Annotated in this window: 24 protein-coding genes and 1 other RNA gene; 13 read left to right on the forward strand and 12 right to left on the reverse strand. The window is 65.6% G+C overall.

Annotated features, from left to right (window positions below):
* The first annotated feature begins 23 nt into the window (after nucleotides 1-23).
* A complete protein-coding gene (locus tag QRM60_RS09790; RefSeq protein ID WP_285446122.1) occupies nucleotides 24-1,379 on the forward strand; it encodes a DNA topoisomerase IB in 1,356 nt (451 codons plus the stop codon).
* Between the two features lie 115 nt (nucleotides 1,380-1,494).
* On the opposite strand, the gene QRM60_RS09795 is transcribed toward QRM60_RS09790, so the two are convergent.
* The 4 genes from QRM60_RS09795 to QRM60_RS09810 form a co-directional block, all read right to left on the reverse strand.
* Nucleotides 1,495-2,073 carry a methyltransferase domain-containing protein gene (locus QRM60_RS09795; protein WP_274347914.1) on the reverse strand — a complete coding sequence of 193 codons (579 nt, stop codon included), beginning with the start codon at nucleotides 2,071-2,073 and terminating at the stop codon, nucleotides 1,495-1,497.
* A 937-nt stretch (nucleotides 2,074-3,010) separates the two neighbouring features.
* Nucleotides 3,011-3,355 (reverse strand): hypothetical protein, encoded by a 345-nt coding sequence (locus QRM60_RS09800; protein WP_161963452.1) that lies wholly within the window; start codon nucleotides 3,353-3,355, stop codon nucleotides 3,011-3,013.
* A gap of 623 nt (nucleotides 3,356-3,978) precedes the next feature.
* Nucleotides 3,979-4,623, reverse strand: coding sequence for an NAD(P)-binding domain-containing protein (locus QRM60_RS09805; protein WP_225042576.1), 645 nt, complete (start codon nucleotides 4,621-4,623; stop codon nucleotides 3,979-3,981).
* Nucleotides 4,624-4,690: 67 nt separating this feature from the next.
* Nucleotides 4,691-5,137 carry an Rrf2 family transcriptional regulator gene (locus QRM60_RS09810; RefSeq protein WP_103699816.1) on the reverse strand — a complete coding sequence of 149 codons (447 nt, stop codon included), beginning with the start codon at nucleotides 5,135-5,137 and terminating at the stop codon, nucleotides 4,691-4,693.
* Nucleotides 5,138-5,935: 798 nt separating this feature from the next.
* Between QRM60_RS09810 and QRM60_RS09815 the strand changes: the two genes are divergently transcribed.
* Nucleotides 5,936-6,826 (forward strand): pirin family protein, encoded by an 891-nt coding sequence (locus QRM60_RS09815; RefSeq protein WP_285446090.1) that lies wholly within the window; start codon nucleotides 5,936-5,938, stop codon nucleotides 6,824-6,826.
* A 332-nt stretch (nucleotides 6,827-7,158) separates the two neighbouring features.
* Complete coding sequence (locus tag QRM60_RS09820) at nucleotides 7,159-7,773, forward strand: NAD(P)H-dependent oxidoreductase (protein WP_115006493.1); 615 nt, start codon at nucleotides 7,159-7,161, stop codon at nucleotides 7,771-7,773.
* A gap of 342 nt (nucleotides 7,774-8,115) precedes the next feature.
* On the opposite strand, the gene QRM60_RS09825 is transcribed toward QRM60_RS09820, so the two are convergent.
* Both QRM60_RS09825 and QRM60_RS09830 read right to left on the reverse strand, forming a co-directional pair.
* Nucleotides 8,116-9,009, reverse strand: coding sequence for a LysR family transcriptional regulator (locus QRM60_RS09825; RefSeq protein WP_285446091.1), 894 nt, complete (start codon nucleotides 9,007-9,009; stop codon nucleotides 8,116-8,118).
* Nucleotides 9,010-9,169: 160 nt separating this feature from the next.
* The gene (locus QRM60_RS09830) at nucleotides 9,170-10,087 is read right to left on the reverse strand and encodes a LysR family transcriptional regulator (RefSeq protein ID WP_285446092.1); all 918 of its coding nucleotides are present in this window, start codon (nucleotides 10,085-10,087) and stop codon (nucleotides 9,170-9,172) included.
* A gap of 583 nt (nucleotides 10,088-10,670) precedes the next feature.
* On the opposite strand from QRM60_RS09830, the gene QRM60_RS09835 reads away from it, so the two are divergent.
* Nucleotides 10,671-11,843 (forward strand): MFS transporter, encoded by a 1,173-nt coding sequence (locus QRM60_RS09835; RefSeq protein ID WP_285446093.1) that lies wholly within the window; start codon nucleotides 10,671-10,673, stop codon nucleotides 11,841-11,843.
* Between the two features lie 138 nt (nucleotides 11,844-11,981).
* On the opposite strand, the gene QRM60_RS09840 is transcribed toward QRM60_RS09835, so the two are convergent.
* On the reverse strand, nucleotides 11,982-12,638 hold the full coding sequence (locus tag QRM60_RS09840; protein WP_238595571.1) for a glutathione S-transferase: 657 nt from the start codon (nucleotides 12,636-12,638) through the stop codon (nucleotides 11,982-11,984).
* A 174-nt stretch (nucleotides 12,639-12,812) separates the two neighbouring features.
* On the opposite strand from QRM60_RS09840, the gene QRM60_RS09845 reads away from it, so the two are divergent.
* Nucleotides 12,813-13,478, forward strand: a complete 666-nt coding sequence (locus QRM60_RS09845) for a TetR/AcrR family transcriptional regulator (protein WP_285446094.1) — start codon at nucleotides 12,813-12,815, stop codon at nucleotides 13,476-13,478.
* A 57-nt stretch (nucleotides 13,479-13,535) separates the two neighbouring features.
* Here QRM60_RS09845 and QRM60_RS09850 read toward each other — a convergent pair whose 3' ends face one another.
* Entirely contained in the window at nucleotides 13,536-13,841 is a 306-nt protein-coding gene (locus QRM60_RS09850) for an antibiotic biosynthesis monooxygenase family protein (RefSeq protein ID WP_042595464.1), read from the reverse strand.
* The gene (locus QRM60_RS09855) at nucleotides 13,838-14,515 is read right to left on the reverse strand and encodes a type 1 glutamine amidotransferase domain-containing protein (RefSeq protein ID WP_285446095.1); all 678 of its coding nucleotides are present in this window, start codon (nucleotides 14,513-14,515) and stop codon (nucleotides 13,838-13,840) included. Before QRM60_RS09855 ends, QRM60_RS09850 begins: the two co-directional genes overlap by 4 nt.
* A 134-nt stretch (nucleotides 14,516-14,649) precedes the next feature.
* Here QRM60_RS09855 and QRM60_RS09860 point away from each other — a divergent pair, with 134 nt between their 5' ends.
* Nucleotides 14,650-15,540: a LysR family transcriptional regulator gene (locus tag QRM60_RS09860; RefSeq protein WP_011035301.1), complete on the forward strand. Its 891-nt coding sequence runs from the start codon at nucleotides 14,650-14,652 to the stop codon at nucleotides 15,538-15,540.
* A gap of 36 nt (nucleotides 15,541-15,576) precedes the next feature.
* Here QRM60_RS09860 and QRM60_RS09865 read toward each other — a convergent pair whose 3' ends face one another.
* Complete coding sequence (locus tag QRM60_RS09865) at nucleotides 15,577-16,188, reverse strand: TetR/AcrR family transcriptional regulator (protein ID WP_285446096.1); 612 nt, start codon at nucleotides 16,186-16,188, stop codon at nucleotides 15,577-15,579.
* Between the two features lie 129 nt (nucleotides 16,189-16,317).
* Here QRM60_RS09865 and QRM60_RS09870 point away from each other — a divergent pair, with 129 nt between their 5' ends.
* Nucleotides 16,318-17,529, forward strand: a complete 1,212-nt coding sequence (locus QRM60_RS09870) for an MFS transporter (protein ID WP_338016104.1) — start codon at nucleotides 16,318-16,320, stop codon at nucleotides 17,527-17,529.
* Between the two features lie 447 nt (nucleotides 17,530-17,976).
* Here QRM60_RS09870 and QRM60_RS09875 read toward each other — a convergent pair whose 3' ends face one another.
* Nucleotides 17,977-18,732: an SDR family oxidoreductase gene (locus QRM60_RS09875; RefSeq protein ID WP_285446097.1), complete on the reverse strand. Its 756-nt coding sequence runs from the start codon at nucleotides 18,730-18,732 to the stop codon at nucleotides 17,977-17,979.
* 163 nt (nucleotides 18,733-18,895) lie between these two features.
* Here QRM60_RS09875 and QRM60_RS09880 point away from each other — a divergent pair, with 163 nt between their 5' ends.
* From QRM60_RS09880 to QRM60_RS09895, 4 genes are all read left to right on the forward strand, one after another.
* Nucleotides 18,896-19,303: a helix-turn-helix domain-containing protein gene (locus QRM60_RS09880; RefSeq protein WP_115557143.1), complete on the forward strand. Its 408-nt coding sequence runs from the start codon at nucleotides 18,896-18,898 to the stop codon at nucleotides 19,301-19,303.
* 114 nt (nucleotides 19,304-19,417) lie between these two features.
* Nucleotides 19,418-19,492, forward strand: a non-coding RNA gene (locus QRM60_RS09885) — sX9 sRNA.
* 504 nt (nucleotides 19,493-19,996) lie between these two features.
* Nucleotides 19,997-20,383, forward strand: coding sequence for a BlaI/MecI/CopY family transcriptional regulator (locus QRM60_RS09890; RefSeq protein WP_042595475.1), 387 nt, complete (start codon nucleotides 19,997-19,999; stop codon nucleotides 20,381-20,383).
* A gap of 3 nt (nucleotides 20,384-20,386) precedes the next feature.
* Nucleotides 20,387-22,120 carry a M56 family metallopeptidase gene (locus tag QRM60_RS09895; protein ID WP_285446098.1) on the forward strand — a complete coding sequence of 578 codons (1,734 nt, stop codon included), beginning with the start codon at nucleotides 20,387-20,389 and terminating at the stop codon, nucleotides 22,118-22,120.
* Nucleotides 22,121-22,822: 702 nt separating this feature from the next.
* Here QRM60_RS09895 and QRM60_RS09900 read toward each other — a convergent pair.
* The gene (locus tag QRM60_RS09900) at nucleotides 22,823-23,116 is read right to left on the reverse strand and encodes a hypothetical protein (RefSeq protein WP_153065467.1); all 294 of its coding nucleotides are present in this window, start codon (nucleotides 23,114-23,116) and stop codon (nucleotides 22,823-22,825) included.
* A gap of 83 nt (nucleotides 23,117-23,199) precedes the next feature.
* Here QRM60_RS09900 and QRM60_RS09905 point away from each other — a divergent pair, with 83 nt between their 5' ends.
* Together QRM60_RS09905 and QRM60_RS09910 are read left to right on the forward strand one after the other, a co-directional pair.
* Nucleotides 23,200-23,658: a hypothetical protein gene (locus tag QRM60_RS09905; RefSeq protein ID WP_114996552.1), complete on the forward strand. Its 459-nt coding sequence runs from the start codon at nucleotides 23,200-23,202 to the stop codon at nucleotides 23,656-23,658.
* Between the two features lie 134 nt (nucleotides 23,659-23,792).
* On the forward strand, nucleotides 23,793-24,659 hold the full coding sequence (locus QRM60_RS09910) for a hypothetical protein (protein WP_115557141.1): 867 nt from the start codon (nucleotides 23,793-23,795) through the stop codon (nucleotides 24,657-24,659).
* Nucleotides 24,660-24,707: the final 48 nt, after the last annotated feature.

The following is a 24,707-nucleotide window of genomic DNA, read 5'->3' on the forward strand; positions in this document are numbered from 1 at the left end:
TAAGCACAAACGCCGCCGCAGGCATTGCTTGCGCACGCTGCGTTGCCATGACGTTGACGCGGCCTAGTCCGGCCCGGCCCAACAATCGGCGCCAGCCTTCCGATGTGTGCGCAATGAAAGCCAACCGTGTTCTTCGCAATGCCGCCGTCGCTGCCAGCACCGCGGGCAAGCTGGCCACCGTCGCCACCACTGCGGTGGCCGCCACCGCCGCCGTCACCACCGCTGCTGCGGTGGCCCAGGCCAAGGCCACCGCGCGTGCGGCCGGCCTGGTCTATGTCAATGATCAGCAGCCCGGTATCAGCCGCCGCAAGGCTGGCAAGAGCTTCAGCTACCGGGACGCGGACGGGCAGCGGGTGACCGATGCCGACACCTTGCAGCGGATCCGCGCGCTGGCCATTCCGCCGGCGTATACCGAGGTGTGGATCTGCGCCAAGCCCAACGGCCATCTGCAGGCCACTGGCCGCGATGCGCGCCGGCGCAAGCAATACCGCTACCACGCCGATTGGGCGCAGGTGCGGGGCGAAGGCAAGTTCGAGCGCGTGATCGCCTTCGGCGAAGCATTGCCCAAGCTGCGCCGCCGGCTGCGCCGCGATCTGCTGCTGCCGGGCTTCCCGCGTGAAAAGGTACTGGCCATCGTGGTGGCGTTGCTGGCTGACACGCTGGTGCGTGTGGGCAATGCCGAATATGCGCGCAGTAACCGCTCCTACGGGCTGACCACGCTGCGCAACCGGCACATGGAATTTCTGAAAGGCGGCCGCGCGCGGCTCAAGTTCCGCGGCAAGAGTGGCCAGGAACATGAGATCGAGGTCGACGACAAGCACCTGGTCAAACTGATCCGCGAATGCCAGCAGCTGCCGGGGCAGTCGTTGTTTCAGTACGAGGATGATGACGGCCAGCTGCAGCCGGTGGATTCGGGCGAGGTCAACGACTACCTGCGCGAGGCGATGGGCGAGGACTTCACCGCAAAGGACTTCCGCACCTGGGGCGGCACGCTGGCGGCATTGCAGCGCCTGGCGCGGCTGCCCTTGCCCGAGCGCAGCAGCGAGCGGGCGCTCAAGCAGGTGCAGAACGATGTCATCCGCGAGGTGGCCGATGCGCTGGGCAACACGCCGTCGGTCTGCCGCAAGGCCTACATCGACCCTTGCGTGTTCGAAGGCTGGCGCGCTGGCGAGTTGCAGACCCTGGCCACCGGTGTGCGCGGCGAACGGCAGTGGGAAGCGGCCACGCTGCGGTTCTTGAGCGCCTCGCGCGCCAAGGTGCGCAAGGTGGTGAAAGCGGCGAAGTCCTCGGCCACATCGGTCAAGCCAGCCAAGCGCGCGAGCAAGCGTGCCATCAAGCGGCCGACGACGGCGAAGGTTGGCGCACGCAAGGCGGCGTGATGCGGCGCGTATCCTGGCGTGATGCCGAGGCACCGGCGTACGTGTTGCTTCGGCAGGTGCCTTGTGCGTTTGTCGCGCGACCTGTTGTGCGCGGTGCGCGACACGGTTGTGTGAATCAGCAGGCGTACGAACGGCGCTGCAGGCGATAGGTGGTGGCGGGCGGCAGGTTGCGATACGTGCGCCCGATTTTGACCGCCTCCAGATCGAGCTGGTCGAGAATGCAGTCGGGCACCGAGCACTTCAATCCATACGTAAACAGATACATGCGGCCATCATCCTTGAGATGCAGGAAGGCACCGCGCACGATCGCCGCCACCTGGTGTATGGGCATGGTCAGCAAGCCCAGGCCGCAGATCACCGCATCCACGCGCCCACCGTCGATGCGCGGCAGTGCTTCCAGGCCGGTCACATCCATCTGCAGCAGGTTGGCGCGGGGGAATCGCTGTTTGAGCAATGCGGAAAATGCCGCGTTGTACTCGAGCAGCACCAGATTGTTTTCCTGCACGCCCCTGTCGAGCATCGCTTCGGTGAACACACCGGTGCCGGGGCCGAGTTCGAGCACCCGCTCGGTGGTGTGCGAGAGCTCGGAGGTGATGACCGCGGCCAGCGCGCGCCCGGAGGGAAGGATCGCCGCAACCGATGCGGGCGCAGTGATCCATTCGCGAAAAAATGAAGTCCTGTACGAACGCGCCATCAATCCTCACACCCGGTTGCAGAGTCTGGCTCAGGCACCTGCCGCCTACCTTGTGGATGCAGTGTGCCAGCACGCCGCGCAAGGCATCCCCGCAAGGATGAGTCCGCCGGCAGTCTGTCGCGGGCGGCGGGATGTTTTCAACCGTTTGTGGCTGGACGGGTGTTCGCGGTGGTGCGTGCGTTCAGTGCGTGCGCGGTGTCTTTGTGCATTCGCAACGTCGCAAAATGCATGCGCGCATTGGTCACGGCGCTTCTCTGTGGGCAGTTGCTGACAGGGCTTCAGAGCGAGCGGCAACGGGCACTGCGGGCCGATGCGAACGCTCGGTCATGCAAGGATGTGCAGTGTGGATGGCAAGCAGAAGACAACTGCTGCCCGCTAGACGACCGCTCAGCCGGCGACGTCGCACGGTCGCATGTGCATGTGCATGTGCATGTGCGTAGGCATTGTGTGGCTTTGCATACCGGCGCGACGCATCAGCGACCGGCAACGGTCGGGACCATCGGGAAGGTTCAAGGTGGCTACCGGGCCATCGGGAAGAGCCAGGCGGCTGCCACAACGGCTCGCAGCCGCACCTTGCTCATGTTGGGCGACACGCCGTCTTGCGCGCATGCGGATGCCACTGCCTGCTGATGCACCTGCCCGGCATTACCGGCGCTGCGCCTATTTTTTGCCTGTCGGATCGTGCGGCACAGCGTGGCTTTGCGCGACTGTGGTTTGGACAGCTTCAACGCATCGGCATCAGGCGAAGTGCAGGGTCGTCGACTGCACGCGTCGGCAGGTTTTCAAGACGATTTGGAGCGACGCGCGGTGTGTATGACCTGCGCGTCGTTGCCGCGTGGCTTCATCCAATGCCCTCGGCGCCCAGCATGACGTATGCGAATGCATCGCGCTGGCGAGACACCAGGCGGCGATGGCGCAGTTGGCGCGCGCGGAATACTCAGCCGCAATAGATGGCGGTGATGTTGTCGTTCGGGCCGGTCTCGATGGTGAGGTGATCGCCGCCGGTTTCGCTTGCGCCCTGGGCCGGGTCGGCCAGGCCGCTGGCGGTGGTGCCGCCGGTGCTGCGCTCGCCACGGCGCACGCTGACCTGCAGGCTGTCGCTATCCACGCGGGCGCGTTCTACAGTCTGCGCCGCGGCGGCCAGACCCACGGCGCCGCGCACCTTGTCCGTATGGCACTGGCCGGAGATCACGCCATCGATCGGCTGCACCTGCGTAACCTGGTTGGTGCTGCACGCCGACAGCAGCAGGACGGCGGCAAGCGGGGCGAGGGTGCGGACCATGGCGATCTCCAGCGGGAAGAATGGCCGCAAGCGTGAAGGCCGCGCTGTGGGGATCGGATGAAGACGCCGGTGCTTGCGGCGCGTGTAGCGAATCGCTGAGCGGATGTCGCGCGCTGGTTGGGGCATCGGGTTGCGGAGTAGACCGCCGATCAGTGCGCAGTGCTTGGTCAAGCCGAAAGCCAAGCTCCTACACCAGGAACGCCCAACGCCTGGCGCCGTCGCTCGGCGAGCCGGTTTTGAAGGTCTGGTGCGCATGTCGTCGGTCCAAGCGTCAGGATCCAGACGAAACAGGACGTTGACTGCCCGAGGCAGTGATGCACGAGCAACCGCATCGATACCGGCGACAGCACCCAACGGTACCTGTAACACAGTGCAGCTAACAGCATCAGCAGTCGCAACTCCACTGCTCATCAGTTCCGTCAGCAAGGCAACCAAGACAATACCCGTCGCATATAGCCCGGCGACGAGCATTGCTCGACCCGGACCAGATGGAGTGTTGCCTTACCGCGGTACCACGCAGACGTGCGGTGCCACCGATAGCGGCAGTGGCGGCGATGGCGATAGCTCTCGCAACGCGACGGTCGCATGTGACTACCGCCGCATCGCCGTTTCGGGCTGTATCTTCAGAGCTTGACGAAGCTGGCGACCGACAGTGGGCCAAACGGCAGGTCGAACAAGCTGCCGCCGCTGGCCAGGCCGCCCAGGTCCACGCTGGCCAGGTCCAGCTGCGTGATCAGCGCGGCGACCTGCGCCTTGGCATCGGCATCGTCGCCAGCCAGGAAGAACGCGCGTTTGCCTTCGGCTACGTCGAGCTTGGCGAGCAGCTGCGCGTCCAGGTGGTTGAACGCCTTGACCACGCGGGCGCCCGGGACCAGCTCGGAGAACACCACGCTGGAGGGCCGGCCGCCGAGATCGATCGCCTTCAGCCGATAGCCGCCGAGCGGGTTGGAAGGGTCGGTGGCGTCCGGCGAATCGGGTGCCACATCCATCAGCGCGTTGTTGGCATCGATGACGATGCGGCCGTTCCAGTCGGGCAGGCCGGCCAGTGCGGCGGACAGGCTGTGCCAGCGCACCGCCACCAGCACGATGTCGGCCTGGGCGGCCTGCTGGGCAGTGGCCGGGGTGATCGAGGGGCCGAGTTCGGCCGCCAATGCCTGCAGCGAGTCCGGGCCGCGACTGTTGGAGATCATGGCCGGGATGTGCTTGCTGGCCAGGATGCGTGCGAAACCACTGCCGATAGCGCCTGCGCCGATGATGCCAATGCTCATGGTGACTTTCCTAATGTATGTCGTCGACATGACGACATTTAAAGTGAAATGAAGGGGTGGGATTGGACTACTGTTCTAGCGGTAGGGTGAACTTGCCCAGCCGGGCCACGTCGGCCGCGAGCTGGGCCACGCTGACGGCGGCCAGTTGCGCTTCCATTGCCTGCTGCGCGCGTTGCAGCACCGGCTGCAGGGCCGGCAGGATGTTGCCGCCCACCGCGCAGTTTTCGCACGGCGGGGTGCGGTGCACCGCAAACAGCTCGGTGTTCTCCACCGCACGGTAGATGTCCAGCAGGGTGATCTGCTCGGCCGGCTTGGCCAGCAGCGCACCACCGCCGGCACCGAGCTGCGAGGTGGTCAGCCCGGCAGCCGTCAGCCGCGAGAGCAGACCGCGGACCACCACCGCGCCGGTGTTGGCGCTGTAAGCCAGGTCTTCCGAGCGCATCGGCTTGCCGCCCACGACCGCCAGGGCGGTCAGGAGATGGGTTGCGACGACGAAGCGGGTACTGGTGGTCATGGCGCTCAAGTCGATGTGTTGGTGACACGATTACACTCGATTCAACGGCTGTCAACGGTTTTTTGAAATCTCTGCCGTGGGTCCACGTCTCCCCGGCGTGCGGGGCGCTGCGGCCAGTGTCTGGCAGCAAGGCGTTGATGCGTGCGGTTAGGTCGGTTTCTCATCGCACAGCGCCTAATCCAAGGTGCGAATGGGATGCGTCGCTACAGACGCCTTGGAGCTAAGCAGCGTGTACTGCTGTCGCAAGTCAGTGAGGGCGAGCGTGCGGTGATCGGCGACCGGCATCGCTGGACCCCTTCGCACTGTGAGCGGATGCACCCGCTTTGCTGCTGTGCTCATGCGGCGATCAGCGATCAGCAGCGCCCAGTCTCTGGCAACTCGAGCAGAGACACGTGCTTGGCTGTAATGCACCCGGTCGGCGCCAGGCCGCAATCAGCGATCCGCCGTCATGGAACCGCTTCGCACTGCGAACCCATGCATACGCTTTCCTGCCGTGCATTCCGGAGTGCCATACCGCGATCAGCACGCTGCGATGACAGCCCGTGACCAGTCGCCAGAAACCCCCCGCAGCGCGATTGGATGCACACGTTTGCGCCGCGCAGCAGGCAGCGACGCAACGCGCGCTGCAACCTAAGCGGCCCAGAGCCAGGCCGGCTGGCCACTGCCAGCAATCGGCCGATTACTTCGAATAGTGGACGACTCCACTCCAAATCTTCCGTCTAGTCGATCAATGCGGCGGCGCCTAGTCTTTCCCTCACCGGAGCAGACCGCTCCACCGACACCCCAAGGGGAACCGACATGAACGCACAACTGGCCTCCTTCCACGCCGATACTCCGTCGCAGGACGCGCCGACCGTGCCGTCCGCCGCCCGGCCGCGCCCGGTGGTGTTCCGTACCAGCGGCACCCGCCGCGGCCCGATCACCCGGCTGATGAGCCCGGGCGACCTGGGCCAGCTGGTCAAGCCGTTCGTGTTCCTGGACCTGTTCACCGTCAAGCCGACGGTTGGCGGGGCGCCGATGGGCATGCATCCGCATTCGGGTATCGCCACGCTGACCTACCTGATGGAGGGCGAGGTGGGCTACGAAGACAGCACCGGCAAGCACGGCACCCTGCCCACCGGCGGGGTGGAGTGGATGCGCGCCGGCAACGGCGTCTGGCACGACGGCATGCCGGTGGGCGGCGCGTCGGCGGTGGGTTTCCAGCTCTGGGTGGCGCTGCCGGCCGCCGAGGAGAACGCCCCGGCGCAGAGCCTGTACCTGTCGCCCGAGCAGGTGCCCAGCGTGGGCCCGGCGCGGGTGTTGCTGGGGCGCTATGGCCAGGCGCAGAGCCTGATCCCGGCACCGGCCGACATGACCTACCTCAGCGTGCAGCTGGCCGACGGCGAGCGTTGGCGCTACGTGCCGCCGGCCGGCCACGACGTGGCCTGGATTGCGGTGCACGGTGGGCAGCTGGAGGCGGCCGAAACCATCGCCAGCGGGCACATGGCGGTGTTCAAGGACGGCGAGCAGGCGATCGAGGTGACCGCGGTTGGCCCGACCACCTTCGTGCTCGGCTCGGCGGTCAAGCATCCGCATGATCTGGTGATGGGCCATTACTCGGTGCACACCAACCCGGCCAGCCTGGCCCAGGGCGAAGCGGAGATCCGCCGCATCGGCGCGCAGTTGCGCAGCCAGGGGCGCCTGGGCTGAGCAACACGATCGGCGGCATGCGTGCCGCCGATCACTGCGCTGCACCCAGGACGGAGCAGCGCAACGCGCTGATGCCATCGCCCGCAGGAATTGCTGCACGCCACGCATCTCAGCCGTGCGCTGCAGTGCAGATGCGTCTTCGCACGATGTAGCAACGGCCTGACGCGCTGCAGCTTGCGCTGTTCTCCGCTTTCAACAGGGCGCTGTGACCACCACCCGTGTGCACAGCGCTCCATGACTCACCGCCAGATCACCGCAGCAACGCCTTCGGGCGTTGCCGCACCCCACGCATCACTTCAACCACTTCAATCACTTCCATCAGAGACATCACCATGAAACTGCTCCATCTCGATTCCAGCATCCTGGGCGACTATTCCGCCAGCCGCCAGCTCACCGCCAGCATCGTGGCCAAGTTGCAGGCCGCCGATCCGGCGCTGCAGTACACCTACCGCGACCTGGCGGCAAATCCAATCGGCCACCTGTCCGGCGCACATCTGGCGGCCGCGCAAAACCCCACCGGCGACCAGACGCCGGAGCTGGCCAACGACCTGGCGCTAGGCGCTCAGGTGCTACAGGAATTCCTGGATGCCGACACCGTGGTGATCGGCGTGGCGCTGTACAACTTCACCATCTCCACCCAGCTCAAGGCGTGGATCGACCGTGTACTGGTGGCCGGCAAGACCTTCCGCTACACCGCCGAAGGCGCGCTCGAAGGGCTGGCCGGCAACAAGCGGGTGATCCTGGCGGTGGCGCGCGGGGGCCGGTATGGCGAGGGCTCGCCGACGGCGGCACTGGAGCATGCGGAAACCTACATGCGCGCCGCGCTGGGGTTCGTTGGTCTGCATCAACCGGAAGTGGTGGTTGCCGAAGGCCTGGCCCTGGGCCCGGAGGCACGCGCCGCCGGCATGGCCACTGCGCAGGCGCAGATCGACGCCTTGCCGGTGTGATCCGGCGCGGGCGGTTGCATGCCGCTCGCAGCAACCGGTTGGCGCGGTGAGGTATCACTGCGCCGGCGTGATCTTCAGGCAGACACATCGAGCGATTGCATCGCTCGATGTGTGTTGTGGAAAGCCGTACAGACGCCGCTTGCGTACGCCTTAGCGCAGCGATCAACACGATTGCGCAGGCGTCAGGCGGGCGTGGCTGGCAATCGGAATCGGCAAGTACCCGTACACCCCGGTTCCCTGCGCGCGTCTGACGGTTGCTCGCTACGTTTTGTTAGCGCTCTTGATCGCAAACGCGCGCAGCAAATCATCGATCACCCAATCAACCAATGCCCGCGCACCGCGCTACATCGCATTCAAGCGCGCGCTGACCGCCTCGATAAACGCTGTCACCGCGCGCGGCTGATGCCGCCGGCTGGGATACAGCGCATGCACGCCCTGGCCATTGCGCTGGAAATCCGGCAACACCGTGACCAGGCGGCCTTCGGCCACATCCGGCCAGGTCAGTGCCTGCGGCAACAAGGCGATCCCCAGCCCGGCCACGGCCGCCAAGCGTAGCGCGCGCGCTGTATTTGCGGCAAAACGGGTGGGTACCTGCACTGTTTCGGCAAGCCCGGACGGACCTACCAGCGTCCAGCTGACGTGCCCGCTGGGATGCGGAATGCCCAGGCAATCGTGCTGCGGCAGCTCATCCAGGCGCAGCGGCCTGCCACGTGCCTGCAGATAGCCTGGGCTTGCCACCAGCACATCGCGGTTGTCGGCCAGGATCGGCCGCCCCACGTAACTGGAGTCGGCCAGGATGCCGGCGCGAAATGCCACGTCGATGCGCTCGGCAATCAGATCCGCACGCGCATCGCTGAGCAAGAATTCCAGGCGCACGCGCGGATGCGTGGCCAGGAAGTCGGCCACCCATTCGACCCGGAAGAAATCCAGGAAATCCGCCGGCGCCGCCACCCGGACCAGGCCGGCGACCTCCTCGCCACCGGCCATCAGCGACTGCCCGGCATCGGTCAGCCCGTCCACCGCATCGGCGCAACGTTCGTAGAACGCCTGCCCGGCATCGGTCAGGGTGAGCTTGCGGGTGGAGCGCTGCATCAGCCGCGTATCCAGCTGCGCTTCGAGTTGCTGCACGCGCCGGCTCACGCTATTGGGCGCGGTGCCCAGCCGGCGCGCGGCCTCGGCAAAACTGCCGCTACGCACGACCTGCACATACAGCGCAATGTCATTGAGGTCGATCACGGCAGGCACACCTTTGTCGGTCTGCGGTGAGTTTAAGCGCGCCGGGGATCTGCGGCACGCACGCACGCGCGATGACCGAATGCCTCAGGCATCTGCGGCCGTGCGTGCGAGCAAACATGCTGCACCGTCATCCTGGAGGCGGTGCGCAACGCCGCCACGCTCAGGCCGGAATATCCGCGGCTGTAGGCGCCTGCCCAGGAAACACATGTGCCGACAGAAATTCGACGAACGCGCGCACCTTGGGCGCGGTCTGCCGGCTGGCCGGCCACAGCACATGGAAGACGCCGGCCGATTCCACATGCGCCTCCAACAGGGGACGCAGCCGGCCATCGGCCAGCGGTTCGCGAATGGAGAACTCCGGCAGATAGGCAATCCCCAGCCCGCGCAGCGCAAAACACACGCGTGTCTCGATGGTGTTGCAGATCATCGAGGTGGGCAGCACCAGCTCGGACATATCGGGCGCGCGGCGCAGGGCCCAGGTTTCCAGCTTGCCGCTGTGCGGGAACCGGTAGTGCAGGCAGCGGTGCTGCACCAGTTCCGCAGGCGTAGCGGGCGTTCCGTACTGCGCAAGATACTGCGGTGCGGCCACCAGCAGCGAGCGGAAACTGCCGAGTCTGTGTGCCGTCAGGCGCGAATCGCTGGGCGTGCCGGCCCGCACCACCGCGTCGAATCCTTCATCGATCACATCGACCATGCGCTCGGTGAAATCCAGGTCGAGTTCGATCTGCGGATACGCGCGCATGAACTCGGCCAGCACCGGCAAGACCAGCGCACTGACCAGCGGCAGGCTCACCCGCAAGCGGCCACGGGGCGCCGTGGTGGCGTGCGACAACTCGGATTCGGCGGCCTCGATCTCGGCCAGGATGCGGCGGCTGCGCTCCAGAAACAGCGTGCCCTCGGCAGTGAGCGTCACGCTGCGCGTACTGCGGTGGAACAGACGCGTGCCCAGCTTTTCTTCCAGGCGCGCCACACGTTTGCCAACGGCCGAGGCAGACACCCCCAGCACGCGGCCCGCCGCAACGAAGCTGCGCGTTTCGGCCACCTGCACGAACACCACAAAGCCACTCAGGCTGTCCACAGCACCTCCGCAACGACCGCAGCGATTGCGGACACAGCATTCCTGACAGCCAGGAACTCTAGCCTACTTTTTCTTCAATCATCAGGTTTCTATCGTCTGTGCATTGCCGATTGCACGAGCGAACTTCCCACGTGATGACCCCACACCCTGCCTGGCGCACAGCCACGCCGCTGCGCCAACAGCACACCATTGACTACGGTGATGCCACATGCATTCCACTGCACCACACAACACGCACGCTTCACCGCGTGAGCAGCAATGCGCAGGCCGACATGCTGCGGCGAATGCATAGCTGGCGTGCGTTGGTCGATCGCGAAACACACGGAACAATGTCCACGCGCGGCCCCGCCATGCCACCAGCAACCAGGCCGCAGCGCGTACGACAACGCGAGGTCGTTACGCGCGTTGATGACAATGGTGACGTGGCATGTACCGGACAGGCCCAGGTCGATCAGCATCGAAGCAAGCGCGCACCGGGCTGGCGATTGACCCGCGACAGCCATCGCGTCGCCACCACGCCGCAGCCGCAGTATCACGCCTGCCCACGACAAGCGTCGCGTGGCACGTTCGCGGAGCGAGCACGATGACTGCGCGCACTACCGACACGCTGCCTATCGCCGCCTTGTTGGCATTGGCCATGGCTGCCTTCATCACCATCCTCACCGAAGCGCTGCCGGCCGGGCTACTACCGCAGCTCGCGCACGGCCTGCAGGTGTCCGAAGCCTGGGTCGGGCAGACCGTCACCATCTATGCCATCGGCTCGCTAGTGGCCGCGATTCCATTGACCGCGGCGACCCGCGGCCTGCGTCGCCGGCCAGTGCTGTTGATGGCGATTGCCGGCTTCGTGGCCGCCAACACCGTCACTGCGGTGTCGAGCAGTTATCCGCTGACGTTGCTGGCGCGGTTCCTGGCAGGGGTCTCGGCCGGGCTGGTATGGGCGCTGCTGGCCGGCTACGCCGCGCGCATGGTGCCCGCCCATCAGCGCGGCCGCGCGATCGCCATTGCGATGGTGGGCACGCCGCTGGCGTTGTCGCTCGGTGTGCCGGCCGGCACCTTCCTTGGGCAGCTGGTGGGCTGGCGGATGTGCTTCGCCAGCATGAGCGGCCTGGCGGTGTTGTTGCTGCTGTGGGCGCGCGTGGCCTTGCCGGACTTTCCCGGCCAGGCGCCAGGCCAGCGCATTGCGTTGGCACGCGTGGTGCGCCTGCCGGGCGTGCGACCGGTGCTGTGCGTGGTGCTGGCGTTCGTGCTGGCACATAACCTGCTCTACACCTACATCGCCCCATTCCTTGCCGCAGCGGGGATGGGCGCGCGAACCGATCTGGTGTTGCTGGTGTTCGGCATGACCTCGCTGCTCGGCATCTGGTGCGTGGGCGTATTGATCGACCGCCACCTGCGCATGCTCACGCTCGCCAGCACCGCGGTGTTCGGCCTTGCCGCCGGCGCGTTGGGCATGACTGGCGATGTACCTGCGGTGGTCTACATCGCAGTGGCCGCGTGGGGGATTGCGTTCGGAGGTGCGGCCACGCTGTTCCAGACTGCGCTGGCCAACGCCGCCGGGGACGCTGCGGATGTGGCGCAATCCATGCTGGTGACGGCCTGGAACAGCGCCATTGCCGGCGGCGGCCTCGTGGGCGGGGTATTGCTGCAACGCTATGGTGCGGGCGCGTTTGCACCCGCACTGGTGGTGTTGCTGGTGGCGACGTTTGTGGTGGTGTGGCGCGCCAGGCAGCACGGCTTTGTGGCGGCGGGCGGGTAAGTCGCTACGTGGAAATGATGGACCGGTTGGCCGGCGGCGTCATCGTGCATGTCGCAGTGCGTGCGTATCGAAGCCCCGCTGTCGTCGCCACCGTTGCGCATTGCTGCCCACCAAACCGGAAGGCAGCACTGCGTGTGCTCACGGACGCGGCGCGCCCTGCTGCACCAGCGCCTGCCACTGCTGCACGCTGGGGCGTCGTTGCACGGTCGCGTGCCATGCCAGTAGCGCGTCGCAGTCATCGGGAACCGGCAGCTTCACCAGCGCTGCGAAGATCATGCCGCCCAGCACGGCGATATCGGCCATCGAAAACGCCTCACCGGCAACATAGGGGTGCTGCCTGAGCAGGCTGTCGAAATAGCGCATGCCGCGCACGGCCTTGTCGCGCATGCGGTTGCCCCATTCGGGGTTCTGATACAACTCCACGTGCGGCCCGAGCCCCGGCGTGGCGTGGTGGAAATACACGCTCACCGCATCGAGGAATTCGATTTCCGCACGCTTGGTCAGCATATGGATGCGCCCCTGCTCCACAGCCGTTTGTCCGGTCAGTGTGGGGCGTTGGTCCAGTGCGTCCAGGTACTGCGTAATGGCAGTGCACTCGGCAATGAAGGTGCCGTCCTGCAATTCGAGCACCGGGAGCGTGCCGGAATAGTTGATGGCCAGAAATTCCGGCCGCTTGTGTTCGCCCACCCACAGGTTGACCGGAACGAACTGGACCTGCGACAGCAGGCCCTTCTCGGCCAATGCGATCCGGACGCGTGCGGGGTAGGGGCCATCGAACCAGTCGTGGATTTTCATCAGTGGGAGTGAAGCGGCGTCGAGCTGCGGATTTGGAGGTGTCATGGTGTCTACCTGTCAGTTGGTAGGTAGGCAGTGCGCCTGGCAATTGGTGCCTGTCAACCCCTGCCTTCCAGTTGGTAGGCTTGCGATTGGCGGGTAGACTTGGCTCATCACAGGCAACGGGGCAGCAGCATGGCGGTGAACGCGCGGGAAGCCATCCTGGCGGCGGCCAAGACCGCGGCGCAGCAGCACGGCTACAACGGCATCAACTTCCGCAGCATTGGCGAGGCGGTAGGCGTCAAGAACGCCAGCATCTATTACCACTTCCCCAGCAAGGCGGACCTGGGCGCCGCGGTGGCCGAACGTTATTGGCAGGACACCGCTGCGGTGCTCGCGGGCATCCGTGAAACGCATGCGGATCCGCGCCGCTGCCTGCAGCTGTATCCCTCGATCTTCCGCAGCTCGCTGGAAGACGGCAACCGGCTGTGCCTGTCCAGTTTCATGGCAGCCGAACACGACGATCTGCCGGAGCCGGTCAAGCGCGAAGTGCTGGCCTTTGCAGACACCAATGTGGCGTGGTTGACGCAGGTCTTGGTCGACGCCGGGCTGGGCACGCCAGCGCACTGCGAACGCCGTGCGCGTGCCATCTACACCGCGGTGGCCGGTGCGCAACTGATCGCGCGCACGCGTGCGGACCTTGGCGTGTTCGATGAGCTCATGCGCAGCTACCAGGACGCCGGGCTGATTCCCGCACCGCTGGACGCGCAGAGCACGCCCGCAGGTGCGGTGGCCAGCCCGAAGCAGGCGACGCCGGTCGCGGGCCGTACAACGCGCGCCAAGCCGCACCCGCGCAAGTAACTCCCCCGCCTGGAGCGCGCAGGGGCTGTCATCCCTGACAGCCCGCACGACAACGGCTCAGTCGAGCGTCTCCAGCAGATCCACCTGCCGGCTGCTCAGCAGCGGCACGATGCGTTCGACCACCAGGTTGCGGTAGTGCGTGGTGCTGCGGTGTGCCTCGATGGCGGCGCTGTCGCGGTAGCGTTCGATGAGCACGATGCACTCCGGCGCCTGCGGTGCATGCAGCACCTCGTATCCGAGGCAGCCGGGTTCCTGCAGCGACTGCCGCTGCAGCTCCGGTAGCAGCGCCACCACCGTGGCGCGCGCGCTGGCAGGCACGCTCCAGCGCGCCACCACCACGATGGGGCGGGCCGGCGCGCTCACGCCTGCACCTGCAGTGCGGCCGCCAGTGCGTGCGCAAGCGGGCCGGCAGAGGCGGGGTTCTGGCCGGTGATCAGCGTGCCGTCCACCACTACATGCGGCTGCCAGTCTGCGCCGGCGGAATACAGCGCGCCTTCCTCGCGCAAGGCGGATTCAAGGTCGAACGGCACATCGGCGCGCGCGTAGCCATCTTCTTCGGCGGTGGAAAAACCGGTGACGCGGCGGCCCTGGACCAACGCGGTGCCATCGTCCAGCGTGATGCCCAGCAGCGCGGACGGGCCGTGGCAGACGGCGGCGACCAGCATGTCGGCCTCCCACGCCTGCTTGATCAACGCCTGCACATCGCGGTTCCCGCTGACGTCCACCATCGGGCCCAGCCCGCCGGGCACGAACACCGCGTCGTAATCGCGCACGTCCACTTCGGACAACTTGCGGCTATGCGCCACGCGGCCGAAGGCCTTGCTGTGGCGAAACGCCAGCTGCGCCGCATCAGACGCGTCGTAGCCATCCTCCGGTGCCGCGCCACCGGCAGGCGAGGCGAATTCGATCGCGATGCCAGCCTGCTCCAGCACTTCGACCGGGTGCGCCACTTCCGGGAAGAAATAGCCGGTGGGGCGCTGATGGGGGCCGATCTGGCCGGCGTTTGTCAGTACGAACAGGACATGCTTGATGTGCATTGCGCTCTCCTTGAGGGTGATTAAGTCCGGCGGTGGCCGGTGGAGAGACGATAGAAGGCGCGCGGCGCGGGCAGTAGACAGCGGGCGGCTGATAGATTGTAAAATCCAGTAAGACAAACCCACTTGAGGTTGCCATGGCTCTGCTGGACGAACTGCGCGCCATGGCGATCTTCGCCACGGTGGTCCGCTGTGGCAGTTTCGCCGCGGCCGCGCGCGAACTAGCGCTGACCCGCGCAGTGGTCAGCCATCACGTGGGCGCGCTGGAAGCGCGCCTGGGCGTGCCGCTCGCGTACCGCAGCACGCGCAGTTTCAGCCTGACCCCGGCGGGCGAGGCGTTTCGCGTGCATTGCGAGCGCTTGCTCGACGAAGCCTCGGATGGTTTGCGCGGCATGGAGCTGTTGCGCGCCGAACCGCAGGGCGAAGTGCGGCTCACCTGCTCGCACCATTTCGGCAACAAACGCATCCTGCCCGCGCTGCTGGCCTTTCGCCGCCGCTACCCGGCGATCCGCCTGCATATCGCGATGGGCGATGCCAACGTGGATCTGGTGCAGCAGGGCGTGGATCTGGCAGTGCGTGCCGGCCCGCTGCCGGATTCCACGCTGTACGCGCGGCCATTGGTGCGTGAAGCCACCTTGCTGTGCGCGTCACCGGCGTATGTAAAGCGCTACGGCATGCCCACCACGGCCGCTGCACTCAAGGAACACCGCTGGGTGATCTATCCACCCAGCCAGCGGCAGACGCAGATTCAGATCGACGGCGAACGCATCGATATCCCGGTGCAGGGCGACATCGTCACCGACAGCGCGGTGTCACGGCTGGCCTTCGTGCTCGCCGGCGAAGGCATCGCGCGCCTGCCCGGCTACGACGCCGCCGCCCCGCTGGCCGCAGGCGAACTGGTGCAGGTGCTACCGCAGGCACAGACCGCGCCGCTGGAGATCTACCTGGTGCATTCGAAAAAGATCGGCCCCAGCGCCCGATTGCTGCGCGACTTTCTGCTGGAGGTGGCGCGTGAGGGTGGCTGGTAGTGGCCTAGCGGAAACAAGCCGTGCGCCAAGAGCCCGCTAGCGGGCGTGCATGTCCCACAGGTGCATGAGTTGCGTAATGGCCGCATCCATCGCCTTGAAGCTCTTGCCGTCCCTGGCGAGCGCGGATAGCCCGAGCATGAAGCTGTCGAACACGCACGTCAGCGCGGCCGCGTCGACGTCCGCTGCAAGGCTTCCATTGGCGATGGCGCGGTCCACGCACGCGCGGATGCCGGCGCGTGTGTGCGCACGCGAGCGCGTCAGCGGGGCAGAGAGCGCGGAGAACTCCTGCGACGGCGTGCTCATGACGCCAAGCGTCACCATGCAGCCCCTGGGATGGCCGCGTTCGCACTGCATCCTGGCCGAACGGCGCAGCGCAAGCTCCACGGCCTGCTTTGGCTCAAGCGAGGTGTCCCACAGGCAGTGGGTCACTTGTGCGTAAGTCGCCAGGTAGCGCTGCACGCATTCTGTGAAGAGTGCTTCCTTGGAGCCAAATGCGGCGTAGAAGCTGGGCGCACTGATGCCGCCGCCGATGGCCTCCTTGAGCTGGCTCAAGGAAGTGGACTCGTAGCCCTGCTCCCAAAACAGATGAAGCGCCTGCTCGACCGCGGCGTCGCGGTCGAAGCTGCGTGGTCTACCCATCTGTGCCATGGCACCCTCCAAGACTGACATCAATACTAGTCGATACAGATATGGTTGACAAACGCAACTGTGCCCGGCCAAATATATATCGATCGGTACATATCTGTGACCTCCACGGTCCGTCACCAAGGAAACCCTGTGGCTTCTTCAAACGCATCATCGGTAGACGCGGTGCCCGCGCCGCTGCCCATCGCGGCCCTGTTGGCACTGGCCATGACCGGTTTCATCTGCATCGTGACGGAGACCCTGCCGGCCGGGCTGCTGCCGCAGATGTCCGCAGGCCTTGGTATTACTGCAGCGCTTGCCGGGCAGACGGTCACCGCCTACGCGCTGGGTTCGGTGCTGGCGGCGATCCCGCTGACCATTGCCACCCAGCAATGGCGGCGACGTCATGTGCTGTTGCTCACCATCGTCGGCTTCCTGGTGTTCAATTCGGTCACTGCACTGTCCAACAGCTACAGCCTGACTCTGGTGGCGCGCTTCTTTGCCGGCGCAGCGGCAGGACTAGCGTGGAGCCTGCTGGCCGGTTACGCGCGGCGCATGGTTGCGCCGGAACAGCAGGGCAGGGCCATGGCGATTGCGATGGTGGGCACCCCCATTGCGCTCTCGCTCGGTGTTCCGCTGGGCACGTGGATGGGCGGCCTGTTGGGGTGGCGCACCGCGTTCGGCAGCATGTCGGGGTTGACGGTAATCCTGATCGCCTCGGTGCTGCTGAAAGTGCCCGATTACCCCGGCCAAGCGGCATCGCAGCGCGTGCCGCTGCGCAAGGTGCTCGCCACACCGGGTGTCCGGCCGGTGCTCGCCACCGTGATGGCATGGATGCTGGCACACAATATTCTGTACACCTATGTCGCTCCATTCGCGGCGCACGTGGGTTTGGGCGATCGTGTCGATGTGCTGCTGCTGACCTTCGGCGTGGCGGCACTGCTGGGCATCGCGGTGACCGGCAAGCTGGTGGAACGCCACCTGCGCCGCACCGTGCTGATTTCGTTGGCGACGTTCTTCGCCATCTGCGTGGTGTTGATCGTGCTGCAGGACATGCAGCCGGTGGTCTACGCCTGCGTGGCGGTCTGGGGGCTGACCTTCGGCGGTGCGGCCACCCTGTTGCAGACCGCACTTGCCGACAGCGCGGGAGAGGGGGCCGATGTTGCGTTGTCGCTCAATGTCGTGGCCTGGAACAGCGTCATCGCCGGCGGCGGTGTGATGGGCGGCGTGCTGCTGAACCACTGGGGCGCGCAGAGCTTTCCCGCGGCCATGGCCGTGGTGCTGGCGATTGGCTGGTGCATCGCCTGGCGCGCGCGGCGCCATGGCTTTGCCGCGGGCACGCGTTCAGCGGTTGCGGGCCATTGAGGTTCCGCTGTGAGTGAGGGCATGCCGAAGTAGCGAGGAGCGTCCGCGCAGTGGCCTGGGCGTCGGCGCGCAGAGCGTGTTGGCACAGAGGTTTCAGCATCACCAACGTCGGGTGGAGTTCCGCAGGCCCTTGTTCGTCGACGGTATGCGTTCGTTTCTAGCTGCGTGGTCGCATCGCGGCGCAGCATCGCGGCATCGGACTCGGCGTGGGAATGCAGTTGTCCAAATACCAAGGCCTCGTTACGCGTAGAGGCTGCTGGTCGCCGGCCGCTGCCGTGTACGCTCGCCATCATCGACAACACGGCTCTGCTTGGTCGCATATCAGCGCGTGGGTTCATCCCAGGCTGTTGCGGTAGCAGATGGCTCCGCCAGTGTGTGGCCGGCGGAGCCATCTGCCGCGCTGTGCACTACACAGCATCTCGGCACTCACGTATAAACAAGTGTTGGTTACGCCTGCTCGGTTGGCACGACATATAGCTCGGCAATATTCACGTGGGCCGGCGCCTGCACCGCAAACAGCACGGTTTCCCCGATATCGGAGGGGTCCAGGGCGCGCAGCGATCCTGCAAATCCCGCCATCATGGCCTGGTATTCCTCGCTGCTGGTCTGGGCAAACAGTTCAGTCGCCACTGCCCCGGGTTGAATACTGGTCACCCGAATATTGTGCTTCTTGCCGACCTCGGTTCTCAGGCTTTCGGTAAAGGCGGTCACGGCATACTTGGTTGCGGAATAGACCGCAAAGCCAGGCCCCAGCAGCTTGCGCCCCGCGACCGACGAGGTATTGATGATATGGCCGGAATGCTGCTTGATTAACTGCGGGAGCACCGCCGCGGTGACATGCAGTACGCCCTTGAGGTTAACGTCGACCATTTGGTTCCATTCGTCAGTCAGCAGATCTTCGACGTTGGACAGCGGCATGAGCCCGGCATTATTGAACACGATATCGATCGCACCATACGCATCCAGCAATGCTTTGACGCCCGCGTCGACGGAGTGCTTGTTGGCAACATCCATTTCCAATACCAATGCGTGCCCACCCTGGCTCTCGATCTCGGTTTTCAGAGCCTCCAGCCGATCTGCGCGCCGCGCTGCAATTCCCACCTTGACGCCTGCCTTGGCCAGCCTGAGTGCAGTCGCGCTGCCGATGCCACTGGATGCGCCAGTGATGAGTGCAACTTTTCCGCTGATCTCAATATTCGTCATTTAGATAGTCTCTGGAGAGGTAAATAGCCTGAGTAACGCTTCCGGCGAAGTGACGGGCGATGTCGGCATGCGGTTTAACTTCATGGCATAACCGAGCGCCCGAGGTGACGGAGAATATCTGTTCTATACTAGGTTTCAATTACGCACCTTGAAGGTACTAGATATGGTCGACGATACCGACAGGGTCTGTAGCCTAGGCAGAGTCGAGGAAATACGCGTTGCCCTGGATCCGATCGCCAACAAATGGTCGATCATGATCCTCACCGTTCTTTGCATGGGTCCGACGCGCTTCAATGACATCAAACGGCGCCTGGGCGGTGTGACCCATAAGTCGCTGACCGATTCGCTGCGTCGGCTCCAGCGCGTTGGTCTGATCAAGCGTCAAGTGATTTCTTCCTCGCCAGTGGCTGTTCAATACGAACGTACCGAGCTTGGGAAAACCCTTGAAGGCCCACTTCTCGGCTTGCTGCATTGGTGCGACGTGCACGCGGACGACATCGCTGCAGCAGAGGCGCGTTATGTATCCAACGAGGCAGTCACCGAAAATGCGGAGCCAGTGGCCGACTACTGACGCGCAGCACGTTGATTACATGGCATGACCAGGCGGCGTTGCAGCAGACCTTAGAGCAGCTATCAAAACTACTGCGCAGCCGCCAGGCGGGCGCGGCCGGTGCTCGGAATCCTCATGTACCCACGTACACTCCGGTTCCTCCGCGCCGTACGCACCCACCTGACGACTGCTCGCTACGTTTTGTTAGCCGCTCTTAGTGCGACGTGGCGGCCAGAGTGCGGCGGCTACGACATCACGTCAGCGATTGAGTTGAACGGTGCAGGGAACATCCGCCGACAGCGCGGTGGTGAAGCGCTGACCTGATGAATATTTGCATGCGGGCAACGCAGCAAGCCCGCAGTGGATGTAGCAAATAGAGCCTTCCCGTTTAGAGAGCTTTCGCAGAAGGCAGGCATCGAACCCGTGAGTTTTCCGCACGCATACGCTGCAAGGTGTCTGTAATTCGCCCGTACTTCGGAGTCGCCCATCCAGCGGTACTGGACGAGGCGAGCGACACCTCAGACCGTGGCCGTCGCTTGGCACCGGCCACCGAGCAGCGTGTGCCACACCTCGAGCCACCCGCGCCCGGCGAGGTACGGTGCACTTTGCTGTCACCTCCTGCCCAAGCCCACCAACGGCACCCTGCCATCCGACCTATTGACTACAGCTGTCGTCAGGCCTAGCGTAGCGACAACTGTAGTCAGGGAGTCGGACATGCGCGGCAAGACCATCGGGGACCAGGAGCTGGCCCTGCTGCAATACATCGAGGAACAGCGGCACGCCAGTGTCGGTGAGGTGGCTGCGGCATTCGGCGAGCCGCGTGGGCTGGCGCGCTCGACCGTGCTGACCATGATGGAGCGGCTGCGCACCAAGGGGTTCCTGCGGCGCAAGCAGGTCGACGGGATGTACCGCTACAGCGCCACCGCCGGCCAGGACGATGTGGTGCGCGGGGCAGTGGGGCAGTTCGTGGAAAAGACCCTGCAGGGGTCGGTATCGCCGTTCGTGGCGTGGATGTCGCAGCGCGCCGAAGTCAGCGATGCCGAACTGGCCGAACTCGAAGCATTGGTTGCCAAGCTGCAATCGCAGCGCAAGGAGGATTGAGTCATGTCGCCCCTGATCGAAGCGGTGTTATGGAAGCTTGGCGCCACCAGCGTGCAGACCGCGGTGCTGGTGTTGGTCGTGTGGGCGCTGTGTCGCGGCGTGCGCCGTCTGCCGGCGGCCACGCAAACCTGGTTGTGGTGGTTGGTGGGTATGCAGGCGCTGGTTGGCTTGGTATGGAGCAGCCCGGTGCAGCTGCCGGTGCTGCCAGCGCATCACCTGACCACTGCGCTGGGCTCGGCCGACAGCCTGGCCCCGATGGCAAACGCCGCCGCGGCATCCACGGCCGCACATGCCAGCGCCACCGCGCAGGCGATGCAGGTCGGCGCCTGGCCCACCGTTGCGATGGCATTGCTGGCGCTGTGGGCGGCGGGCGTGCTGGTGCTGGCTGCCGGCACGGCGCGCGCCTATCTGCGCAGCCGTGCACTGGTGCGTGCGGCCGAGCCCTGCACCGACCACGCCTTGGTGCAGGCGTTGCAGATGGCCTCCGAAGCGCATGGCTTATCGCGCCCGCCGGCCCTGCGGTTGTCATCGCAGATCGATTCGCCGCAGTTGATCGGCCCGTGGCAACCGGTGTTGCTGTTGCCTGCTGCACGTCTGCCGCACATGGCCGATGACGATCTGGACATGGCGCTGACCCACGAGTTGATCCATCTGCGCCGTGGCGATCTGTGGTGGGGCTTGTTACCGGCATTGGCGCAGCACCTGTTCTTCTTCCACCCGCTGGTGCATCTGGCCGCGCGCGAATATGGCATCGCCCGCGAAGCCGCTTGCGATGCTGCCGTGGTCGCCGGGCACCGCCATTGCCGCCACGAGTACGGCCTCTTGTTGCTGCAACTGGGTGTGGCGCCGCGCCCACGCGGTGGCGTGGCGAGCGCGTCGCCCTCGTTTATCAGCTTGAAGCGCAGGCTGTCGATGTTGCAGGACACCCGCGCGTTTCCAAGGCTGGCCGCCGCGATGATTTTGGCCACAGTAGCGGTGTGCGGTGTGCTGCCGCTGCGTCTGGTGGCCAAGCCGGTACCGGTGACGTCTCCGCGCATGCAGCCGGTTGTGGTCACTGCCCCGGCAGCAGCACGCGCTGCACGCGCACAGGTCAACACTGCAGACGCTGCAGCACCGATGACCGCGTTGCCTGCACCGGCGCTGCCGGCTGCGCCTGCGGAAGCGGCCGCCCCTGCTACCCAAGGTGTCATCGCCGATGTGCTGGGTGCCGAGCCGCTGCATGACGAGGATGCGGACCCAGCGGACAGCGGCTGGAATCTCGACCTGGACCGCATCCGCCGCGATGCCACCCGTGGCGCGCAAGCCGCGGTGCACGATGTGCTCGCTGCCAACAACCAGGACCTTGAGATGCAGCAGGAGCGGATGCAGGACGCACAGGACGCATTACAGGAAGCACGCGAACAACTGGCCTCGTTGGGCCCGGAATTGGCACAAGCCAAGCAGGACGCGCAACAGCAAGCACGCGAAGCCGAGCAACAGATTCGCGAAGTGGCGCAGCAGCATCGTCAGGCGCAATACGCGTATGCCGCTGCGATGCGCCAAGCAGACGCGCTGTCGCGGCAGCAGGTCGAAATGGCCAAGCAGGCAGCGCGTCAGGGCCGCGCCGAAGCCGAACGCGGGCAACGGGAAGCGGCACAAGCGCAACGCGAGGCAGCACAGGCGCAGGTAGAGGCCGAAAAAGCGCAAGTCGAGGCAGACCAAGCGCGAGCAGAAGCAGAACGGGCGAAGAACAGCTAGGAGCCATCCACGAAACGGCTGCGCTTACCGTCAGGCGGGTGCGGTCGGTATCAGGAGCCGGCATGGACCAAGCGCGGGTTTTGGCGACGAATCCCTTCATAGTCTGCTAAAAGCAGCTATCAAAACGACTGCGCACCCACCGCGCGGTGAGCGCAATCTTTTTCATTGCGCTTCAGCGCAGTTACTGACGCCAAGCACCTGCCGGCGCAATGCGCTGGTATCGCATCGCTATAGGTAGCACCTGCTTCACCACGGGCCCGCCACAGCCCGGCATTTCCTGAGTCTGGACGCCTGCAGCGTCGGCAACGCCGTGCCGTGTATTCGCAGTTCTTGATCCACCTGCGCAGTCAAGCAGGCACCCGTTGCACGTTGAGGAGATCGCAGATGCATCAAGTCACAGTGTCAGGTCGCTGCGGAGCGCTTTAACGCAGAGCGTTAGACGCGCCACCTGAAGTCAAGGCAGGCCACGCCACCGGCTTGCCCGCCGATCCACCGATCCACCGATGAACCGAGTTTCGACGCCCACAGCGTCGGCAACGCCGTGGTCGCGCGTTTGTTGTTCCCCAATCCGCCGGCGCATGCGTGCAGGCGGAACCAACCTTTCAAGGAAATTGCACATGCGCCAGATCAACCTTCTACAGCGGTACCTGCGTGATGCGGTGCTACTGGCACTCGGTGCCTTCGCCGCACCTGCAGCGATGGCTACACCGCTTGCACCTGCGTCATTGGCAAGCCAGGCACCCGCAGCCGCCGCTGCGCCGTTGCCGCCTGCGTCGGCAGTGTCGCCCAGCGCCACAGCGCAACCTGCAGCACCGCCTGCTCCGGAACCAGCATTGCGCGCTGCATCGCCAGTACCTGCGGCGCGCGCACAACCCGCTGCGGCCCCGGTACCGGCCGCACCCATCGCACCCACAGCATCACCGCATCCGCCGGCGCCACCCGCGCCTGTCTCATCTTCGACGCAAGCGGCGCACCCCTTCGTTGTTCCGCGGCCACGCCAAGTCGCACAGCATGCGCTGCCAACCAGCCGTACCTGCGGCACCGCGACGCCAAGCACGCAAGACGATGGCGATGCCTATGTGCTGCTGCAGGGCGAACGCGAGCTGATGCACGGCACGGCCGACGATCTGCAGGCCGCGCGACGGCATACCAATGCCAACGGCTGGGTGTTGTGGTTCCGTGCCAGCGGCGTGCAATACGTGGTGCGCGACCCCGGCTTGATCCATCGGCTGCGCACCGGCTATGCACGCAGCCTGCAATTGCGCGCGGCGCAAGAGCGGCTGGATGCGCGTCAGCAGGCGCTCGATGCACAGCTCGCTGCAGCGCCCGACGCAGGCACTGCAGCATCTGGTGCGCCCTCGTCGAAGGTACCGCCCGCCAGCACGCAGGCCCTGGCTGCGCAGCGACACGCATTGGCCGAACAGCAGGCCGCACTGGCAAGGAAACAGGCGGGCGCCACGCGTCTGGCCACACGTCAGGCGCTGGGCGTTTTGCGCGAGGCGCTCGCCAGTGGCCGGGCAACGCGGGTGGCGGGTTAGCCGCCAAGGCAGGTAACGCGTGCCGCGCTGCATCGTGCTGCGTGTGTTCCAAAACGCTGTCAGCAATGTCACGCAATGCCCGGGCCTGCCATCAACGCAACGCCGTTCGCACTCACTCATCCGTGGAGATTCTTATGTCGTACACCAATCGTCTGCTTCCGCGCGCTTGCACGTACGCGATCCAGCGCGTTGCGCTCACCGCCATGCTGCCGCTCTGCCTGAGCGTAATGCCTGCGGCGCAGGCAGCACGCAACACCGCCACTGCCGCTGCGCCTGAGCTTGCACGCACGGCAACAGTGCGCGCCGACACCGCACGGACCGCAGCCCAGGCAGCCAATACCCCGCGCCCCACGGCACCGACGTCGGCACCAACCCGCCCGGCAACAAGCGGCGTAACCACGCACGGCCAGCTCAGGCTCTCGGCCAGCGCCGACCAGGACGCCTACGTGCTGATCCACAACGGTGAGAACGTCATGCATGGCACGCTCGATGATCTCAAGCGCGCCCAGCGCCTGGCCGGCAACAGCAACGCAGTGCTGTGGTTCCGCACTGGCGGCAAGAGCTACGTGGTGCACGACCCGGCAACGCTCGATCGCCTGCATGCACTCTATGCACCGGTGGCGCGGCTGGGCGATGCGCAGGGGGCGCTGGGCGAGCGGCAAGGCAGGCTGGGCGAGCAGCAAGGTGCACTGGGCGAACAGATGGCCTCGCTGGCCGAGCGCGATGCAGCTGCTGCTGCCGCACAGGCGCATGCAGCGATCGCAGGTGGTCCCTCTGCCTCAAACAAGGCCGAGCATGCCGCACAGCAAGCCAATGCGGCGCAGCAGCGCAGCAAGCAACAGCAGATGGAGGCGCTGGCCACGCAACAGGCCGCACTGGCCGCGCAGCAGGCCGGCCTTGCCGAGCAGCAAGCAGTGGCCAGTGCGCGTGCAGAGGCGCAGGCGCGAAGCCTCATGCGCGAAGCAATCCAGCAGGGGCTGGCAATCCTGGTCGAGCGCTGATCGCCGCACTGCCTGTTCGCCGATACTGTGCGCTATCGGCAGGTGGCG

It is taken from the genome of Xanthomonas sp. fls2-241-TYG-148 (assembly GCF_030208815.1).
Lineage (GTDB): Bacteria > Pseudomonadota > Gammaproteobacteria > Xanthomonadales > Xanthomonadaceae > Xanthomonas > Xanthomonas campestris.

Coding starts and splice junctions, on each gene's coding strand:
- QRM60_RS09795 (WP_274347914.1), bottom strand. CDS start 2,073: ATGGCGCGTTCGTACAGGACTTCATTTTTTCGCGAATGGATCACTGCG.
- QRM60_RS09800 (WP_161963452.1), bottom strand. CDS start 3,355: ATGGTCCGCACCCTCGCCCCGCTTGCCGCCGTCCTGCTGCTGTCGGCG.
- QRM60_RS09805 (WP_225042576.1), bottom strand. CDS start 4,623: ATGAGCATTGGCATCATCGGCGCAGGCGCTATCGGCAGTGGTTTCGCA.
- QRM60_RS09810 (WP_103699816.1), bottom strand. CDS start 5,137: ATGACCACCAGTACCCGCTTCGTCGTCGCAACCCATCTCCTGACCGCC.
- QRM60_RS09815 (WP_285446090.1), top strand. CDS start 5,936: ATGAACGCACAACTGGCCTCCTTCCACGCCGATACTCCGTCGCAGGAC.
- QRM60_RS09820 (WP_115006493.1), top strand. CDS start 7,159: ATGAAACTGCTCCATCTCGATTCCAGCATCCTGGGCGACTATTCCGCC.
- QRM60_RS09835 (WP_285446093.1), top strand. CDS start 10,671: ATGACTGCGCGCACTACCGACACGCTGCCTATCGCCGCCTTGTTGGCA.
- QRM60_RS09840 (WP_238595571.1), bottom strand. CDS start 12,638: ATGAAAATCCACGACTGGTTCGATGGCCCCTACCCCGCACGCGTCCGG.
- QRM60_RS09845 (WP_285446094.1), top strand. CDS start 12,813: ATGGCGGTGAACGCGCGGGAAGCCATCCTGGCGGCGGCCAAGACCGCG.
- QRM60_RS09855 (WP_285446095.1), bottom strand. CDS start 14,515: ATGCACATCAAGCATGTCCTGTTCGTACTGACAAACGCCGGCCAGATC.
- QRM60_RS09860 (WP_011035301.1), top strand. CDS start 14,650: ATGGCTCTGCTGGACGAACTGCGCGCCATGGCGATCTTCGCCACGGTG.
- QRM60_RS09865 (WP_285446096.1), bottom strand. CDS start 16,188: ATGGCACAGATGGGTAGACCACGCAGCTTCGACCGCGACGCCGCGGTC.
- QRM60_RS09875 (WP_285446097.1), bottom strand. CDS start 18,732: ATGACGAATATTGAGATCAGCGGAAAAGTTGCACTCATCACTGGCGCA.
- QRM60_RS09880 (WP_115557143.1), top strand. CDS start 18,896: ATGGTCGACGATACCGACAGGGTCTGTAGCCTAGGCAGAGTCGAGGAA.
- QRM60_RS09890 (WP_042595475.1), top strand. CDS start 19,997: ATGCGCGGCAAGACCATCGGGGACCAGGAGCTGGCCCTGCTGCAATAC.
- QRM60_RS09895 (WP_285446098.1), top strand. CDS start 20,387: ATGTCGCCCCTGATCGAAGCGGTGTTATGGAAGCTTGGCGCCACCAGC.
- QRM60_RS09910 (WP_115557141.1), top strand. CDS start 23,793: ATGTCGTACACCAATCGTCTGCTTCCGCGCGCTTGCACGTACGCGATC.